This window comes from Streptomyces sp. YIM 121038 (assembly GCF_006088715.1).
Lineage (GTDB): Bacteria > Actinomycetota > Actinomycetes > Streptomycetales > Streptomycetaceae > Streptomyces.
Genome location: NZ_CP030771.1, coordinates 6,001,961 through 6,018,766, shown reverse-complemented (window position 1 = coordinate 6,018,766; position 16,806 = coordinate 6,001,961). Strand labels below are relative to the sequence as shown.

General features: G+C 72.9%; 14 protein-coding genes. 10 read left to right on the top strand and 4 right to left on the bottom strand.

Annotated elements, in window-relative coordinates; genetic code table 11:
* Positions 1-203: 203 nt before the first annotated feature.
* A complete protein-coding gene (locus C9F11_RS25865; protein WP_138961495.1) occupies positions 204-1,652 on the bottom strand; it encodes an NAD(P)H-quinone dehydrogenase in 1,449 nt (482 codons plus the stop codon).
* A gap of 361 nt (positions 1,653-2,013) precedes the next feature.
* Between C9F11_RS25865 and C9F11_RS25860 the strand changes: the two genes are divergently transcribed.
* The 4 genes from C9F11_RS25860 (at position 2,014) to C9F11_RS25845 (ending at position 6,459) form a co-directional block, all read left to right on the top strand.
* Entirely contained in the window at positions 2,014-2,451 is a 438-nt protein-coding gene (locus C9F11_RS25860; RefSeq protein ID WP_138961494.1) for a gamma-glutamylcyclotransferase, read from the top strand.
* A gap of 114 nt (positions 2,452-2,565) precedes the next feature.
* Positions 2,566-3,390, top strand: coding sequence for a purine-nucleoside phosphorylase (locus C9F11_RS25855; RefSeq protein WP_138961493.1), 825 nt, complete (start codon positions 2,566-2,568; stop codon positions 3,388-3,390).
* Between the two features lie 49 nt (positions 3,391-3,439).
* The gene (locus C9F11_RS25850; RefSeq protein ID WP_138961492.1) at positions 3,440-5,110 is read left to right on the top strand and encodes a phospho-sugar mutase; all 1,671 of its coding nucleotides are present in this window, start codon (positions 3,440-3,442) and stop codon (positions 5,108-5,110) included.
* A gap of 128 nt (positions 5,111-5,238) precedes the next feature.
* Positions 5,239-6,459 carry a glycosyltransferase family 39 protein gene (locus C9F11_RS25845; protein ID WP_138961491.1) on the top strand — a complete coding sequence of 407 codons (1,221 nt, stop codon included), beginning with the start codon at positions 5,239-5,241 and terminating at the stop codon, positions 6,457-6,459.
* Between the two features lie 364 nt (positions 6,460-6,823).
* Here C9F11_RS25845 and C9F11_RS25840 read toward each other — a convergent pair whose 3' ends face one another.
* Positions 6,824-7,468, bottom strand: coding sequence for a PH domain-containing protein (locus C9F11_RS25840; RefSeq protein WP_138961490.1), 645 nt, complete (start codon positions 7,466-7,468; stop codon positions 6,824-6,826).
* Between the two features lie 208 nt (positions 7,469-7,676).
* On the opposite strand from C9F11_RS25840, the gene C9F11_RS25835 reads away from it, so the two are divergent.
* The 4 genes from C9F11_RS25835 (at position 7,677) to C9F11_RS25820 (ending at position 13,630) form a co-directional block, all read left to right on the top strand.
* Positions 7,677-10,010, top strand: coding sequence for a glycosyl hydrolase family 18 protein (locus tag C9F11_RS25835; protein ID WP_138961489.1), 2,334 nt, complete (start codon positions 7,677-7,679; stop codon positions 10,008-10,010).
* 305 nt (positions 10,011-10,315) lie between these two features.
* A complete protein-coding gene (deoC, locus tag C9F11_RS25830) occupies positions 10,316-11,302 on the top strand; it encodes a deoxyribose-phosphate aldolase (protein WP_171076122.1) in 987 nt (328 codons plus the stop codon).
* Positions 11,303-11,307: 5 nt separating this feature from the next.
* Entirely contained in the window at positions 11,308-12,744 is a 1,437-nt protein-coding gene (locus C9F11_RS25825) for an aldehyde dehydrogenase family protein (protein ID WP_138961487.1), read from the top strand.
* On the top strand, positions 12,737-13,630 hold the full coding sequence (locus C9F11_RS25820; protein WP_138961486.1) for an aldehyde dehydrogenase family protein: 894 nt from the start codon (positions 12,737-12,739) through the stop codon (positions 13,628-13,630). Before C9F11_RS25825 ends, C9F11_RS25820 begins: the two co-directional genes overlap by 8 nt.
* 76 nt (positions 13,631-13,706) lie before the next feature.
* On the opposite strand, the gene C9F11_RS25815 is transcribed toward C9F11_RS25820, so the two are convergent.
* Positions 13,707-14,135 (bottom strand): hypothetical protein, encoded by a 429-nt coding sequence (locus C9F11_RS25815; RefSeq protein WP_249401889.1) that lies wholly within the window; start codon positions 14,133-14,135, stop codon positions 13,707-13,709.
* A 171-nt stretch (positions 14,136-14,306) separates the two neighbouring features.
* Between C9F11_RS25815 and C9F11_RS25810 the strand changes: the two genes are divergently transcribed.
* Positions 14,307-14,855: a hypothetical protein gene (locus C9F11_RS25810; RefSeq protein ID WP_138961485.1), complete on the top strand. Its 549-nt coding sequence runs from the start codon at positions 14,307-14,309 to the stop codon at positions 14,853-14,855.
* A gap of 167 nt (positions 14,856-15,022) precedes the next feature.
* A complete protein-coding gene (locus C9F11_RS25805; RefSeq protein ID WP_138961484.1) occupies positions 15,023-15,661 on the top strand; it encodes an ATP-binding protein in 639 nt (212 codons plus the stop codon).
* 260 nt (positions 15,662-15,921) lie between these two features.
* Here C9F11_RS25805 and C9F11_RS25800 read toward each other — a convergent pair whose 3' ends face one another.
* Positions 15,922-16,704, bottom strand: coding sequence for a SigE family RNA polymerase sigma factor (locus C9F11_RS25800; RefSeq protein ID WP_138961483.1), 783 nt, complete (start codon positions 16,702-16,704; stop codon positions 15,922-15,924).
* Between the last annotated feature and the right edge of the window lie 102 nt (positions 16,705-16,806).

Sequence of the window (16,806 nt, the reverse complement as noted above, 5' to 3'; positions counted from 1 at the left end):
AACCCCAACGACCGTCTGCTTTCAGCAGTTTGCGCCGAATTACAGAAGTTGTACGCACGACAGGGGTGGGAGTGGTATAGGGGTACTCTACGCGCCTATGCCGGACGCATGGACGGCAACAGGCTGTGACCTGCGAAGAGTTGATTCCGGCCGCCGGAGGGATCACTTCCGGGTGCCGCGCGCGGCACCCGGGGACACCGGAATCAGGCCTCGCCGCTCGTCTTCCGCGTGTGCAGCTGCCGGGCCACCTCGGCGATCGACCCCGAAAGCGAGGGGTACACGGTGAAGGCGTTAGCGATCTGCTCCACCGTCAGATTGTTGTCGACCGCGATCGAGATGGGGTGGATCAGTTCCGAAGCGCGCGGTGCGACGATCACGCCGCCGACCACGATCCCCGTACCGGGGCGGCAGAAGATCTTGACGAAGCCGTCCCGGATGCCCTGCATCTTCGCGCGCGGGTTGCGCAGGAGGGGCAGCTTGACCACCCGGGCGTCGATCTTGCCCGCGTCGACGTCGGCCTGGGTGTAGCCGACGGTGGCGATCTCCGGGTCGGTGAAGACGTTCGACGAGACGGTCTTCAGGTTCAGCGGGGTCACCGCGTCGCCCAGGAAGTGGTACATCGCGATGCGGCCCTGCATGGCGGCCACGGAGGCGAGGGCGAAGATGCCGGTGACGTCACCGGCCGCGTACACACCGGGGGCGGAGGTCCTGGACACCCGGTCGGTCCAGATGTGCCCGGAGTCCTTCAGCTTGACCCCGGCCTCCTCCAGGCCCATGCCGCTGCTGTTGGGGATGGCGCCGACGGCCATCAGGCAGTGCGTGCCGGAGATGACGCGCCCGTCGGCGAGGGTGACCTCCACGCGGTCGCCCACGCGCTTGGCGGAGGCGGCGCGGGTACGGCCCATCACGTTCATCCCGCGGCGGCGGAAGACGTCCTCCAGGACGGCGGCGGCGTCCGGGTCCTCGCCCGGCAGCACGCGGTCGCGCGAGGACACGAGGGTCACCTTGGACCCGAGCGCCTGGTAGGCACCCGCGAACTCGGCGCCGGTGACGCCGGAGCCGACCACGATGAGCTCCTCGGGCAGCTCGTCGAGGTCGTACACCTGCGTCCAGTTCAGGATGCGCTCGCCGTCCGGCTGGGCGTCCGGCAGCTCGCGCGGGTGGCCGCCGGTGGCGATGAGCACGGCGTCGGCGGTGAGCCGCTCCTCGGTCCCGTCGGCGGCGCGCACGACCACGGTCCGCGACCCGTCCATGGCCTGCTGGCCCTCGAGGCGTCCGCGGCCGCGGAGCACGCGCGCGCCCGCCCGCGTCACGGACGCGGTGATGTCGTGCGACTGCGCGAGCGCGAGCCGCTTCACCCGGCGGTTCACCTTGCCGAGGTCCACGCCCACGACACGCGCGGCCTGGTCGATGTGCGGGGTGTCGTCCTCGACGATGATCCCGAGCTCTTCGTACGACGAGTCGAAGGTGGTCATCACCTCGGCCGTCGCGATCAGGGTCTTCGACGGCACGCAGTCGGTGAGCACCGACGCCCCGCCCAGACCGTCGCAGTCGACGACGGTCACCTCCGCGCCGAGCTGGGCCGCGACCAGCGCCGCCTCGTATCCGCCGGGTCCGCCACCAATGATCACGATCCGAGTCACGTACTCCATTGTCCCGTACGCCCCGAGCACCGAGCGAGCGGGGCCCCGCCCCCACCCCCCAGCACCCCCGAGAACGCCCGCCCAGCGCACCCCTACCCAGCCCATCCGGCACCCGAGAACGAACGCCCAGCACCCCCCTTCAGCCCGTCCGGCGCTTGAGGACAAGCGCGAAGCGCGGAAACCCACCCGCCCGGCACCCCCACCCAGCCCGTCCGGCGCTTGAGGACAAGCGCGAAGCGCGGGAACCCAAACGCCACCCGGCACCGGAGAACAAGGCGCGAAGCGCCAGAAAGGGCCGGTTAAGGGGGCGCAGCCCCCTTAACGGCAACTGCGTAGGGCGCCCACGCCAGAAAGCCGTACCCTCGACGGCATGTCGCTCTACGCCGCGTACGCCGGCAATCTCGACGCGCGGCTCATGACGCGCCGCGCCCCGCACTCGCCGCTGCGCGCGACCGGCTGGCTGAACGGCTGGCGGCTGACGTTCGGGGGCGAGCACATGGGCTGGGAGGGCGCACTGGCCACGATCGTGGAGGCCCCGCGCTCCCAGGTCTTCGTCGCCCTGTACGACGTGGCGCCGATGGACGAGGACTCCATGGACCGCTGGGAGGGCGTCGGCCTCGACATCTACCGGCGCATGCGGGTGCGGATCCACACCCTGGAGGGCGAGGAGCCCGCGTGGGTCTACGTCCTGAACGGCTACGAGGGCGGCCTGCCCTCGGCGCGCTACCTCGGCGAGCTGGCCGACGCCGCCGAGTCCGCGGGCGCCCCCCACGACTACGTGATGGAACTGCGCAAACGCCCGTGCTGACCCGCTCCGGCAGGAGCCGGTCGATCACCTTGTCGGAAACGACAAGGCAACGATCCCGATCCCGTGAGCCTCGTCATCTACGCGCGTAGGGCGTAACCGGCTACCCTCGTCGGCGTGAACGCTTCAGTTATTCCGGACGACATCCAGGGCGACCCGTACGCCGCCGCCGACGCCGCCGCCACGCGCCTGCGTGAGCTGACGGGCGCCGAGACCCACGACGTCGCCCTCGTGATGGGCTCCGGCTGGGCACCGGCCGTCGACGCGCTCGGCGCCCCCGAGGCCGAGTTCCCGGTCACCGAGCTGCCCGGCTTCCCGCCGCCCGCCGTCGCGGGCCACGGCGGCAAGATCCGCTCCTTCAAGGTCGGCGACAAGCGCGTCCTGGTCTTCCTGGGCCGCACGCACTACTACGAGGGCCGGGGCGTCGCCGCGGTCGCGCACGGCGTGCGCACCGCCGTCGCCGCGGGCTGCAAGACCATCGTGCTCACCAACGGCTGCGGCGGTCTGCGCGAGGGCATGCGCCCGGGCCAGCCGGTCCTGATCAGCGATCACCTCAACCTCACGGCGACGTCCCCGATCGTCGGCGCGAACTTCGTGGACCTCACGGACCTGTACTCGCCGCGCCTGCGCGCGCTGTGCAAGGAGGTCGACCCGACCCTCGAAGAGGGCGTCTACGCGCAGTTCCCCGGCCCGCACTACGAGACGCCCGCCGAGATCCGCATGGCCCGCACCATCGGGGCGGACCTCGTCGGCATGTCGACCGTCCTGGAGGCCATCGCGGCGCGCGAGGCCGGGGCCGAGGTGCTCGGCATCTCCCTGGTCACCAACCTCGCCGCGGGCATGACGGGCGAGCCCCTCAACCACGAGGAGGTCCTCCAGGCGGGCCGCGACTCGGCGACCCGCATGGGCGAGCTGCTCGGCAAGGTCCTCGACCGCCTCTGACCGCGCCGCCCCCAGGCGTACGACCCCCTCACGGAGAGGCTGACCACACGTGCAGGACCACCAGGAGCACGACGTACTCATCGACCGGGCCCGGACGTGGCTCGACGAGGACCCGGACGCGGACACCCGCGAGGAGCTGGCGAAGCTCATCGCGGGGGCGGCGGACGGCGCGGACGTCCTGGCCGACCTCGCGGCCCGCTTCGCCGGCACGCTCCAGTTCGGCACCGCCGGACTGCGCGGCGAGCTGGGCGCGGGCCCGATGCGGATGAACCGCTCCGTGGTGATCCGCGCGGCCGCGGGTCTGGCCGCGTACCTGAAGGGCAAGGGCCACACCGGCGGCCTGGTCGTCATCGGCTACGACGCCCGCTACAAGTCGGCGGACTTCGCGCGGGACACGGCGGCCGTGATGACCGGCGCCGGGCTCCGCGCCGCCGTGCTGCCCCGGCCGCTGCCGACGCCGGTCCTCGCCTTCGCCATACGGCACCTGGGCGCCGTCGCGGGCGTGGAGGTCACGGCCAGCCACAACCCGCCGCGCGACAACGGCTACAAGGTCTACCTGGGCGACGGCTCGCAGATCGTGCCGCCCGCCGACGGGGAGATCGCGGCGGAGATCGACGCGGTGGCGAGCCTGCACGACGTGGCGCGCCCGGAGTCCGGCTGGGAGGTCCTCGGCGAGGAGGTCCTCCAGGCGTATCTGGCGCGTACGGACGCGGTCCTGTCCCCGGGCTCGGCCCGGAGTGCCCGGACCGTCTACACGGCCATGCACGGCGTCGGCAAGGACACGCTCCTCGCCGCCTTCGCGCGGGCCGGCTTCCCCGAGCCGGTGCTCGTGGCCGCGCAGGCCGAGGCCGACCCGGACTTCCCGACGGTGGCGTTCCCGAACCCGGAGGAGCCGGGCGCGATGGACCTGGCGTTCGCCACGGCCCGCGAGGCGCGGCCCGACCTGGTGATCGCCAACGACCCGGACGCGGACCGCTGCGCGGTGGCCGTGCCCACCGACGCCGGGCGCACCGCCTGGCGCATGCTGCGCGGCGACGAGGTGGGCGCGCTGCTCGCGGCCCATCTGGTGCGGCGCGGGGCCGAGGGCGTGTTCGCCGAGTCGATCGTGTCGTCGTCGCTGCTCGGCCGGATCGCGCGGACGGCGGGCCTCGGCTACGAGGAGACCCTCACGGGCTTCAAGTGGATCGCCCGCGTCGAGGGCCTGCGGTACGGCTACGAGGAGGCGCTCGGCTACTGCGTCGACCCCGAGGGCGTCCGCGACAAGGACGGCATCACGGCGGCGCTCCTGATCACCGAGCTGGCCTCGGAGCTCAAGGAGGAGGGCCGCACGCTGCTCGACCTCCTCGACGACCTGGCGCTCGCCCACGGGCTGCACGCCACCGACCAGCTGTCGGTGCGCGTGGCGGACCTGTCGCTGATCGCGGCCGCGATGCGGCGCCTGCGCGAGCAGCCGCCGGCGCGCCTGGCCGGGCTCGCGGTGACGCGCGCGGAGGACCTGGCCGGGGGCTCGGCGCAGCTGCCGCCCACGGACGGGCTGCGCTACACCCTCGACGGGGCGCGCGTGATCGTGCGCCCGAGCGGCACCGAGCCGAAGCTGAAGTGCTACCTGGAGGTCGTGGTGCCGGTCGCGGACCGCCCCGGCCTGCCCGCCGCCCACGCGCGGGCCGCGGAGCTCCTGGCCGCCCTGAAGCGGGACTTCGCGGAGGCGGCCGGAATCTGAGGCCGGGGCTCCACCCGTACGGGTGGTTCCGCGCGGCAACTGACGCAGCGTGCAGGTGCGCCGCCGGTCAACCCAGGAAGGGTCCGACCGGTAGCGCACCTTCTCGTTCGTCACGCCCGGGAGCCGCAGTGCCGTACGGACCCCTCGCCCGTCTCTCCGGCCGCAGCGCCGACACCCCGTCCCGCGTCCCCGCGTCGCGCCGCTCCCGTCCCGCCGCACGGCCGCCGCGCGGCCCGCGCGCGCGGGCGGGCGCCGCGCTGCGGCACGCGGCCCCGGCGCTCCTGGGGTACGCGGCGGTGCGCGTCTGCGGTCTGCTGGTGTTCGTCCTCTGGGCGCGCCGCGAGCACCGCGGCGTCTGGCACCTGCTCGCCGAGTCCTGGGACTGCGACTGGTACTTGAAGATCGCCGAGCACGGGTACGCGGACACGCTCGGCCACGCCTTCGACGCGAACAACCTGGCGTTCTTCCCGCTGTACCCGCTGTTGATCCGGGCGGGCGAGCACCTGGTGCCCGCGCCGCGCGGCGCGGTGGGCCTGGCGATCGCGTGCGCGGCCTCGTTCCTCGCGGCCTGGGGGATCTTCAAGGTCGGCGACCGGCTGCACGGGCGGCGGACCGGGGTGCTGCTCGTGCTGCTGTGGGCGTGCCTGCCGGTGGCCCTCGTGCAGTGGATGGGCTACACGGAGTCCCTGTTCACGGCGTTCGCGGCGTGGTGCCTGTACGCGGTCCTCACCGGGCGCTGGGTGGCGGCGGGAGCCCTCGCCTCGCTCGCGGGCCTGACCCGGCCGACGGGCATCGCGCTCGCCGCCGCGGTGACCGTGACGGCCCTGCTCGCGCTGCGCCGCCGCTTCTCGGCGGCCGCGCTCGCGGGCGCCGTCCTCGCGCCCCTCGGCTGGCTCGCGTACGTCGGCTGGGTGGGGGTCAGGCTCGGCCGCTGGGACGGCTACTTCGCGGTGCAGAAGTGGTGGCACAACGAGTGGGACGGCGGCATCGGCACGCTGCGCTGGGTGAAGAGCCTGTTCGTCGTGGAGCGGCCGCAGCTGTTCCTGGTGATGGTGACGCTGGTGCTGTGCGGCGCGCTCGTGCTGTTCGCGATGTCGGTGGCGGGGCGCGAACAGCCGCTGCCGCTGCTGGTGTTCACGGGACTGCTGCTCGCGATCGTGCTGGGCTCGCGGGGGGTGTACTTCCCCCGGGCGCGGTTCCTGCTGCCGGGCTTCCCGCTGCTGCTTCCGGTGGCGCTCGCGCTCTCCCGGGCCCGGGCGCGGGTGGTGGTGCCGGTCCTGGTGGGCGCGTCCCTGACGTCGGCGGCCTTCGGCGGGCACATGCTCCTGGTGTGGCTGGGCCCGCCGTGAGGCGCGCGGCCGGGGCCGGGGCCGGGGGTCCGGGGGCCGGGGGCCGGGGGTCCGGGGTCCGGGGGTCCGGGGGCCCGGGGGGGGGCGCTCGGCCGGTCCGGGGGCGTGCCCGGGCGCATGGGTGCCCACTGCATCCCGGCCTCGGCCGCGCTGAATCCGGTCCGGTTCCCCGGGAGTCGGCGCCCGCCCGGCTCCCCGGCGGCCGCGGGCGGACGACGATGCCGCACTATGGAAGCGCTGTCCGGCGGCTCCCCGGCCCCCCAGCGGGAGCCGACGGATCAGGCGCTCCGCTCACCCCCCTTGCGGAGCGCCGCCCGGCCGGACACGGCAGCGGCCGTGTCCGGCTCCCCACGGCCCCGCGGGCTCAGCCGGTCGCGAGCAGGACGGCCAGGACGACCGCTCCCGCGAGGCTCGGGGCGAGGATCTCGTACGCCCAGCGCACCAGCGGCTCGCCCTGCGCGGCCTCGGCGCCCTCGCGGCGCTCGGCGATCTCGCGCAGGTCGTCCATGGCCTGGTCGCCGGGTGTGCGCGTGTTCTCGTGCCCGGTGCCGGGGCGGGTCAGGCTCGCGGCCGGGTCGTCCGACGCGACCTGCCGCGCGTGCCGCTGCGCGGCCCTCTTGCGGCCGCGCAGGGACACCGGGATGGCCCACAGCTGGTACTTGGTGCCGTCCTGCGTGAAGACCTCGTTGGAGTACCCGGAGCGGAGCCCCGAGATCGCGCCCCACGGCAGGACGACGGTGCGGAAGGGGTTGCGGACGCGCAGCCGGTCCTCGCTCGCGTACACGGCGGGGCGCACGGTGAAGGCGATGACGAGCGGCACCGCGAGGAGCAGCCCGGCGAGGGCCACCCAGGGGGTGCGCCCCTCGCCCCTGATCAACGCGTCGACGCCCAGCCAGGCGCCGATGGCGAGCAGCATGACGCCGCCGGCGATGGCCGCGTGGGACCGGTAGACGCGGTCCTTGTACGCGGGGGTGGGCTCCGCCGGGGTGGGCTGCGGGTCGCTCGTCATACGGCTGATTCTGCCTGACGCGTTCCCGGCCGCCGCGCGCGGCGGGGGTATGGCGATTGGTCCAGACCTAGTACCGTCGAGGGTTGTCATGTACGCCTAACTGTCGCCCCGGCGGCGCGGCGGCCCGGCGCCGCACGGCCCCTCCCACACGAACCCCCCGTACGCACCCCGAGGAGTCACCCGCAACGACCCACCCCCGAGGAGAGCCATGACCCCCACCGGAAGAGGAACCACCAGCACGCCCGGACTCTTACGAAGAGCGGCCGCAGCCCTGCGCGGCAGGACCGCCGTGCTGCTCGCCGCCCTGCTGCTCCCCGCGGCCCTGCTCACCGCCCTGTCCGCGGCCCCCGCCATCGCCGCGGGCGGCCTCACCGCGGCCTTCAGCACCGAGGGCAGCGGCGCCTCCTGGCAGGGCAAGTACATCGTCCGCAACGGCGGCTCCGCCGCGTCCGCGAGCTGGACCCTGGAGTTCGACCTGCCGCCGGGCGTCACCGTCAGCGGCCACACCCACGGCGAGGCGACCGTCTCGGGCAGCCACGTCACCGTGAAGAACGCGTACTACAACGGCCGCGTCCCGGCGGGCGGCTCCACCGAGCCGTACAGCTACCAGTTCACCGCGCGCGGCCCGATCGGCACGCCCACGGGCTGCACGATCAACGGCGACAAGTGCGACGGCACGCCGGACAAGCCCCCGACCGCGCCCGGCACCCCGACCGTCACCACCACCACGTCGCGCACCATCTCCCTGACCTGGCCCCCGGCCGGCGCGGGCGACTACCCGGTCACGACGTACGAGGTGCTCAGCGGCACCACCGTGGTCGCGAGCTCGGCGACGAACAGCGCGACCGTCACCGACCTGACCCCCGCCACCCGCTACTCCTTCACCGTCCGCGCCAAGGACCGGCGCGGCAACACCAGCCCGGAGAGCCCGCCGGTCAGCGCCACGACCGTCGACCCGTCGACCGACCCGACCCCGCCGACCGCGCCCGGCAATCTGCGCGCCACCGGCAAGACCCAGGTCTCGGCGTCCCTCGCCTGGGAGAAGTCCACGGACAACGTGGCCGTGGCCGCGTACGACGTCTACCGCGGCAAGGAGCTCGCGAAGACCGTCCCCGCGTCGGCGACCACCGCGACCGTCGAGGGCCTGACCCCCGCCACCGCCTACAGCTTCACCGTCAAGGCGCGTGACACCGCCGACAACGAGTCCGCCGCCTCGAACGCCGTGAACGTCACGACGGACGACGCGGCAGGGCCCGGCAACCACCTCACGGTCGGCTACTACGCCCAGTGGGGCATCTACGGCCGCCAGCACTTCGTGAAGAACCTGGACACCTCCGGCCAGGCGGCCAAGCTCGACGTCATCAACTACGCCTTCGAGAACGTCGACCCGGTCAACCACACCTGCCTGGCCGGCGTGGTCAAGGGCGTCTCCGGCAAGCCCCAGGACCCGGACGAGGGCACCGGCGCGGGCGACGCCGAGGCCGACTACGGCCGCGCCTTCTCCGCCGCGCAGTCGGTGGACGGGGTCGCGGACGACGGCTGGGGCAAGCTGCGCGGGAACTTCAACCAGCTGAAGAAGCTCAAGGCCAAGTACCCGCACCTGAAGGTCGTCGTCTCGCTCGGCGGCTGGACGTTCTCGAAGTTCTTCGCCGACGCGGCGGCCACGCCCGCCTCCCGGGAGAAGTTCGTGAAGTCCTGCGTCGACACCTGGATCAAGGGCAACCTGCCCGTCTACAACGGCGCGGGCGGCCCCGGCACCGGCGCGGGCATCTTCGACGGCATCGACATCGACTGGGAGTGGCCGGGTTCCGAGGGCCACCCCGGCAACCACTACGGCCCGGCGGACAAGGCCAATCTGACGGCGCTGCTCGCCGAGTTCCGCAAGCAGCTGGACGCCACCGGCGGCAGCCACAAGCTCCTGACCGCGTTCACCCCGGCCGACCCGGCGAAGATCGAGGCGGGCTGGGACATCAAGAAGATCTTCGAGTACCTGGACTTCGCCAACGTCCAGGGCTACGACTTCCACGGCTCGGGCAGCGACGACTCCTGGGAGCCCAAGCGCACCGGCCACCAGGCCAATCTGTACCGCGACGCCCAGGACCCCTACTCCTTCGACTTCAGCATGGAGAAGGCGATCAAGACCTATCTGGACGCCGGGGTGAACCCGCGCAAGCTCACCATCGGCTTCCCGTTCTACGGCCGCGGCTGGAAGGAGGTCGCCGACGGCGGCGTCAAGGGCGAGTGGCAGTCGGCCAACGGCGCGGCCCCCGGCCAGTTCCCGGAGGAGGCGGGCACCAGGGGCTACCAGAACCTGATCACCAGCGTCCCGAACATGACCGTGTACCACGACGAACAGTCCGTCTCCACCTATGGCTACACCGGCAACAACGGCCAGTGGTGGAGCTTCGACGACACCTGGTCGATCGGCAAGAAGACCGCCTGGGTCAAGTCGAAGGGCCTGCTCGGCGGCATGGTCTGGGAGATGTCGGGCGACACCCCGAACGGCACCCTCATGACGGCACTGGACAACGGCCTCAAGTGACCGCCCTCACATCACATTGACGTTCGTACCGCGAACCGATGACGTTCGCGGTACGAACTGGATGCGCGCGTGCCGGAGCGCTTCGCCGAGCTCTTCGACACGGGGGCCCGACCGGCCCGCGCCCGACCCGGCGCCCGGCGTGGCGGCGTGGCGGCGTGGCGGCGTGGAACTCCGCCGCCGGCGCGCCGCCCTCGGCGGTGAGCGCCCCGCGGACGGCCCGCCCGGCACCGGCGTCCGGGCGCCGGGTGCGGGCACCCCACCCCTGTACAGGCCGCTACGCGCGTAGATATGCTCCCCTCGTGACTATGCCGACGACGACATCACCCCCAGGGGCAGCCGGGGCGGCCGCGCCCGCCGGCACCCCCTTCGCCGACGTCACGACGTCGGCCGCCACGCTGCACCGCTTCCTGCACGGCCTGCCCGGCGTGGACGCGGTCGGCCTCGAAGCCCGCGCCGCCGCCCTCGGGACGCGGTCGATCAAGACGACGGCCAAGGCGTACGCCATCGACCTGGCCATCTCCATGATCGACCTGACGACCCTGGAGGGCGCCGACACCGTCGGCAAGGTCCGCGCGCTCGGCGCCAAGGCGGTCCACCCGGACCCGACGGACCGCGGCACCCCGCGCACCGCCGCCGTCTGCGTCTACCCGGACATGGTGGCCACCGCGAAGGAGGCCGTCGCGGGCTCGGACGTGCAGGTCGCCTCGGTCGCGACCGCGTTCCCCGCGGGCCGCGCCGCCCTCGCCGTGAAGCTCGCGGACGTCCGCGACGCCGTCGCCGCGGGCGCCGACGAGATCGACATGGTCATCGACCGCGGCGCGTTCCTGTCCGGCGACTACCTGAAGGTGTACGAGGAGATCGTCGCCGTCAAGGAGGCGTGCGAGCACGCCCGCCTCAAGGTCATCTTCGAGACCGGCGAGCTGTCGACGTACGACAACATCCGCCGCGCGAGCTGGCTCGGCATGATCGCGGGCGCGGACTTCATCAAGACGTCGACCGGCAAGGTCGGGGTCAACGCGACGCCCGCCAACACCCTGCTGATGCTGGAGGCCGTCCGCGACTTCCGCGCGCAGACCGGCGTCCAGGTCGGCGTGAAGCCCGCGGGCGGCATCCGCACGACGAAGGACGCCATCAAGTTCCTGGTCCTGGTGAACGAGACCGCCGGCGCGGACTGGCTGGATAACCACTGGTTCCGCTTCGGCGCCTCCAGCCTGCTCAACGACCTGCTGATGCAGCGTCAGAAGCTGGCCACCGGCCGCTACTCCGGCCCTGACTACGTGACGGTGGACTGATCGCCATGGCATCGATTTTCGAGTACGCACCGGCTCCCGAGTCCCGCTCGGTCGTCGACATCGCCCCCTCCTACGGCCTGTTCATCGACGGCGAGTTCACCGAGGCGGCCGACGGCAAGGTCTTCAAGACCCTCTCGCCGTCCTCCGAAGAGGTCCTGTCCGAGGTCGCGCGCGCGAGCGCGGAGGACGTCGACCGCGCGGTCAGGGCCGCCCGCAAGGCCTTCGAGAAGTGGTCCGCGCTGCCCGGTGCCGAGCGCGCGAAGTACCTCTTCCGCATCGCCCGGATCATCCAGGAGCGCAGCCGCGAGCTCGCCGTCCTGGAGACCCTCGACAACGGCAAGCCGATCAAGGAGACCCGCGACGCGGACCTCCCGCTGGTCGCCGCGCACTTCTTCTACTACGCGGGCTGGGCCGACAAGCTCGACCACGCGGGCTACGGCGCCGACCCGCGCCCGCTCGGCGTCGCGGGCCAGGTCATCCCCTGGAACTTCCCGCTCCTGATGCTGGCCTGGAAGATCGCCCCGGCGCTCGCGGCCGGCAACACGGTCGTCCTGAAGCCCGCCGAGACGACCCCCCTGTCCGCCCTGTTCTTCGCGGACGTCTGCCGCCAGGCGGGCCTGCCCAAGGGCGTCGTCAACATCCTTCCCGGGTACGGCGACGCGGGCGCGGCCCTCGTCGCGCACCCCGACGTGAACAAGGTCGCCTTCACCGGCTCCACGGCCGTCGGCAAGGAGATCGCCCGCACGGTCGCGGGCACCGACAAGAAGCTCACCCTGGAGCTGGGCGGCAAGGGCGCCAACATCGTCTTCGACGACGCGCCCATCGACCAGGCCGTCGAGGGCATCGTCACGGGCATCTTCTTCAACCAGGGCCAGGTCTGCTGCGCGGGCTCGCGCCTCCTGGTCCAGGAGTCGATCCAGGAGGAGCTCCTGGACTCCCTCAAGCGCAGGCTCTCGACGCTGCGCCTGGGCGACCCGCTCGACAAGAACACCGACATCGGCGCGATCAACTCCGCCGAGCAGCTGGCCCGCATCAGCGCGCTCGCCGACCAGGGCGAGGCGGAGGGCGCCGAGCGCTGGTCCCCGGCCTGCGACCTCCCGTCCGCGGGCTACTGGTTCGCCCCGACGCTGTTCACCGGCGTCACCCAGGCGCACACCATCGCCCGCGACGAGATCTTCGGCCCGGTCCTCTCGGTCCTCACCTTCCGCACGCCGGACGAGGCCGTCGCCAAGGCGAACAACACGCAGTACGGCCTGTCCGCGGGCATCTGGACGGAGAAGGGCTCGCGCATCCTCGCGGTCGCGAACAAGCTCCGCGCCGGAGTCGTCTGGGCCAACACGTTCAACAAGTTCGACCCGACCTCGCCCTTCGGCGGCTACAAGGAGTCGGGCTTCGGCCGCGAGGGCGGCCGCCACGGCCTGGAGGCTTACCTCGATGTCTGACGCGCGTCTCAGTGTCTTCAAGACCTACAAGCTGTACGTGGGCGGCAAGTTCCCGCGTTCCGAGAGCGGCCGGGTGTACGAGGTGACCGACGCAAAGGGCAAGTGGCTGGCCAACGCCCCGCAGTCGTCCCGCAAGGACGCGCGGGACGCGGTCGTGGCGGCGCGCAAGGCGTTCGGCGGCTGGTCGAACGCGACGGCGTATCTGCGCGGCCAGATCCTCTACCGCGTGGCCGAGATGCTGGAGGGCCGCCGCGAGCAGTTCGTGCGCGAGGTCGCCGAGGCCGAGGGCCTGTCGAAGTCCAAGGCCGCCGCGGTGGTCGACGCGGCGATCGACCGCTGGGTCTGGTACGCGGGCTGGACCGACAAGATCGCCCAGATCGCGGGCGGGGCGAACCCGGTCGCGGGCCCGTTCTTCAACCTCTCGACCCCCGAGCCGACGGGTGTCGTCGCGGTGGTCGCGCCCCAGGAGTCGTCCTTCCTGGGCCTGGTGTCCGTGCTCGCCCCGGTGATCGCCACGGGCAACACGGCGGTCGTCGTCGCCTCCGAGAAGGCCCCGCTGCCCGCCCTGTCCCTGGGTGAGGTGCTCGCCACGTCCGACGTCCCCGGCGGTGTGGTCAACATCCTCTCCGGCCGGACGGCGGAGCTCGCGGCCCCGCTGGCCGCCCACCAGGACGTGAACGCCATCGACCTCACGGGCACCGCCGCGGACCTCGCGAAGGACCTGGAGGTCGCGGCGGCGGACAATCTGAAGCGCGTGCTGCGTCCACAGGCTGTGGACACGGACTTCACCGCGTCCCCGGGCACGGAGCGTCTCACCGCGTTCCTGGAGACGAAGACGGTCTGGCACCCCACGGGCTCGCTGGGCGCGTCCGGCTCCTCGTACTGAGCCACCCCTCCCCGTCCGCCCCGCGGGGCGGACGGGGAGGCACGCCCCTCAGCCGGGCAGCGTCCCGGCGCGCCCCTCAGCCGGGCAGCGTCCCGGCCACCGTCCCCACCAGCGGCAGGTCGCCGAGCGCCCCGCCCTGCGTCAGCGGCCCCGTCGCCATGCCCGTGCTCACCGGCTGGAAGTCGGCGACCTGCGTGCCCACCGCGTTGTCCAGCGGATCCACGCCCGTGCCCGCCAGCGGGTCGAGCTTCAGCCGCTTCGCGGGCGCGAGCGCGGGCCCCACGGCCGCGGTGGCCGCCTGCACGTCCAGGTTCCCCAGGCCCCCGGCCTGCGAGCTGACGGGCGGCGGCGCGGCCTCCGCGGCGCTCGCACCGGCCGCGCCGACACCGAGGACGGCCCCCGCCGCGGACACCGTGAGGCCCGCCCGCAGAAGCGCCCGCGCGGGAGCGGAGGGCGACGTCGACGCGGCGTTCCGCGCCGCGGACCGAGCTGGGTTTCGCGCCATCTGGACCATGTGGACCGCCTAACGAGCTCTCCGTGAGTAACCGTTCGCGCACGCAGCGTAGCCGTGCGGACACTTTCCCACCAAAGCCCGCCCCGCCGGAGCGCCGCCCCGGCGGTCAGCGCGGGCGCCCACCGATAGCTTTGCGGACTCGAACTCTCCGGGAGTGATGCGATGGAACTCGACCGGCTGCTGCCCACCTACGACCTGCGCTCCCGGTTCGCCCGGCGGATCGCGGCGGATCCGGCGACCGTGTGGCGGGCACTGACCGAGGTCACCGTCGGGGAACTGCCGGTCTACCGGACGCTGATGCGACTGCGCCTGGGCGGCCGCGGCCGGGTCGAGGGGCCGTTCGTCGACAGTTTCCCCACACCCACCTTGGTCACCGTGGCGGGCGAGGAACTGGTCAAGGGCATGATCGCCCGGTTCTGGAAGACCCGCCCCCAGCCCGCCCCGGTCACCCCGGGGGACGCGGACGCCTTCGTCGCGTTCGACGAACCGGGCTGGGCCAAAGCGGCCCTGAGCCTGCGCGTCACCCCCGACACCGGCGGCTCCCTCCTGTCGTTCGAGACCCGGGTGCGCTCCACCGACGCCCACGCCCGACGCGCCTTCCGGGCCTACTGGCTGCTCATCCAGCTGGGCGGGGCGGCGTACATCAGGATCGAGGTGCTGCGCGCCGTGGCCCGACGTGCCGGGCGCGCCGGCGCCTCAGGCCGCCCGTAGCCGGCGGGAAGGTCCGCGGGCGGGCAGCCGGAGCCGATGCGTGCCACCGTCACCCCAGCGGGGATAATGCCCCACGAAGCGAGCAGGATCGAACGGGCCCCGCAGGGTCGAGAACGACGCACATGTCCGACTGGTCGGCAAAACCGCAGGTGAAAAGGTTCATAGAATTGGGTTCCCATCCTCCGATACCCACGCGCGTCGTCCTGCTCACCGGGCCTTCGGGTTCCGGCAAGTCGTCGTTCGCCACCCGCAGCGGGCTGCCCGTGCTGTGCCTCGACGACTTCTACAAGGAGGGCACCGACCCTTCGCTGCCGCTGGTCGAGGGCAGCTCGGACATCGACTGGGACTCGCCCCGGTCCTGGGACGCGGACGTCGCGGTCGCCGCGATCGAGGAGCTGTGCCGCACGGGCCGCACCCGCGTACCGGTGTACGACATCGCGACGAGCGCGCGCGTCGGCGAGGAGGCGCTCGACATCGAGCGCACGCCGCTGTTCATCGCCGAGGGCATCTTCGCCGCGGACATCGTGGACCGCTGCCGGGAGCTCGGTGTCCTCGCGGACGCGATCTGCCTGCGCGGCCGGCCTTCGACGACGTTCCGGCGCCGGCTCCTGCGCGATCTGCGCGAGGGGCGGAAGTCCGTGCCGTTCCTGCTGCGCCGCGGCTGGCGCCTGATGCGCGCCGAACGCGCCATCGTGGCCCGCCAGACCGCCCTCGGCGCCCACGCCTGCGGCAAGGAGGAGGCCCTGGGCCGCGTCGCCGCCGCCGCGGCGGGGCGCTGTGTGAAGGCCCGCGCGGGCGCGGCGTAGCACCGCCCCCCGGCACGAAGCCGCGCGGGCTCGGCGTCGCCCCGCCCACCAGCACGAGAAGCGCTCGGGCGCGGAGACGCCCCGCCCACCCGCGCGAAAAGAGAGCGGGACCGGAAAGACCCCCCGGCCTTCCGGTCCCGCAGTGTTGCCCCCCGGAGATCCCCCGATCCCCGTGGTCCCCCGTGGTTCCCCTCCCTTTCCGCCGCTTCCCCCCTAGGAGCGACGGCCCCCGTGCTCTCCCCCGTGTTCCCCCCTCATCCTCAGGCGACCAGCTCGCCGAAGGACTCCTCCTGGTCACGGCCGAAGCTGAGGACCTCGTCCTCGCGCATGCGGCGCAGGGAGCGCCAGATGCTGGACTTCACCGTGCCGACGCTGATGTCGAGGATGTCCGCGATCTCCGGGTCCGTACGGCCCTCGTAGTAGCGCAGGACCAGCATGGTGCGCTGGAGCTCGGGCAGCCGGGCGAGCGCCTGCCACAGGACGGCGCGCAGCTCGGTGCCGCGCATCGCGTCCGTGTCGCCGACGGTCTCCGGCAGTTCCTCGGTCGGGTACTCGTTGAGCTTGCGGCGGCGCCAGGCGCTGATGTGCAGGTTCGTCATGGTGCGCCGCAGATAGCCGCCGACGGCGGCCTTGTCGCTGATCCTGTCCCAGGCGCGGTACGTCGAGAACAAGGCGCTCTGCAGCAGGTCCTCAGCCTCGAAGCGGTCGCCGGTCAGGTGGTAGGCGGTGGCGTACAGGGAGGCGCGGCGCTCCTGGACGTAAGCGGTGAACTCCGCTTCCGAGCGGGACGCCTGCTCCCCCGATGCCTCCCTGTACGCGGCTCCCCCGTGAGCTCCCCCGTCACCGCCGCCCTTGAGCGCGTCAACCACCGTCATATAGGCCTGGCGGCCCTGCTTCGCAGCCGCGGTGTGCTGACGCCCGGTGCCGCGAGCGCACCCCCGCCCGCTCACGGCACCGGACTTCTCGTGCTTCTCAGAACTCCGCCCCAGGTCGTGCAGACGCGTGACAACTGCGCTCGAGCTGGTGCTGTGCAGCGTGTTCATCTCGCGCCCCCCGTCGTGGAGTCTGGGATTTCCGTGTGCCCAAAACTCTGCACGAGCGACTTCATGGCGGTGTCCGCCGACTGTCACAGGCCTGTCACAGGG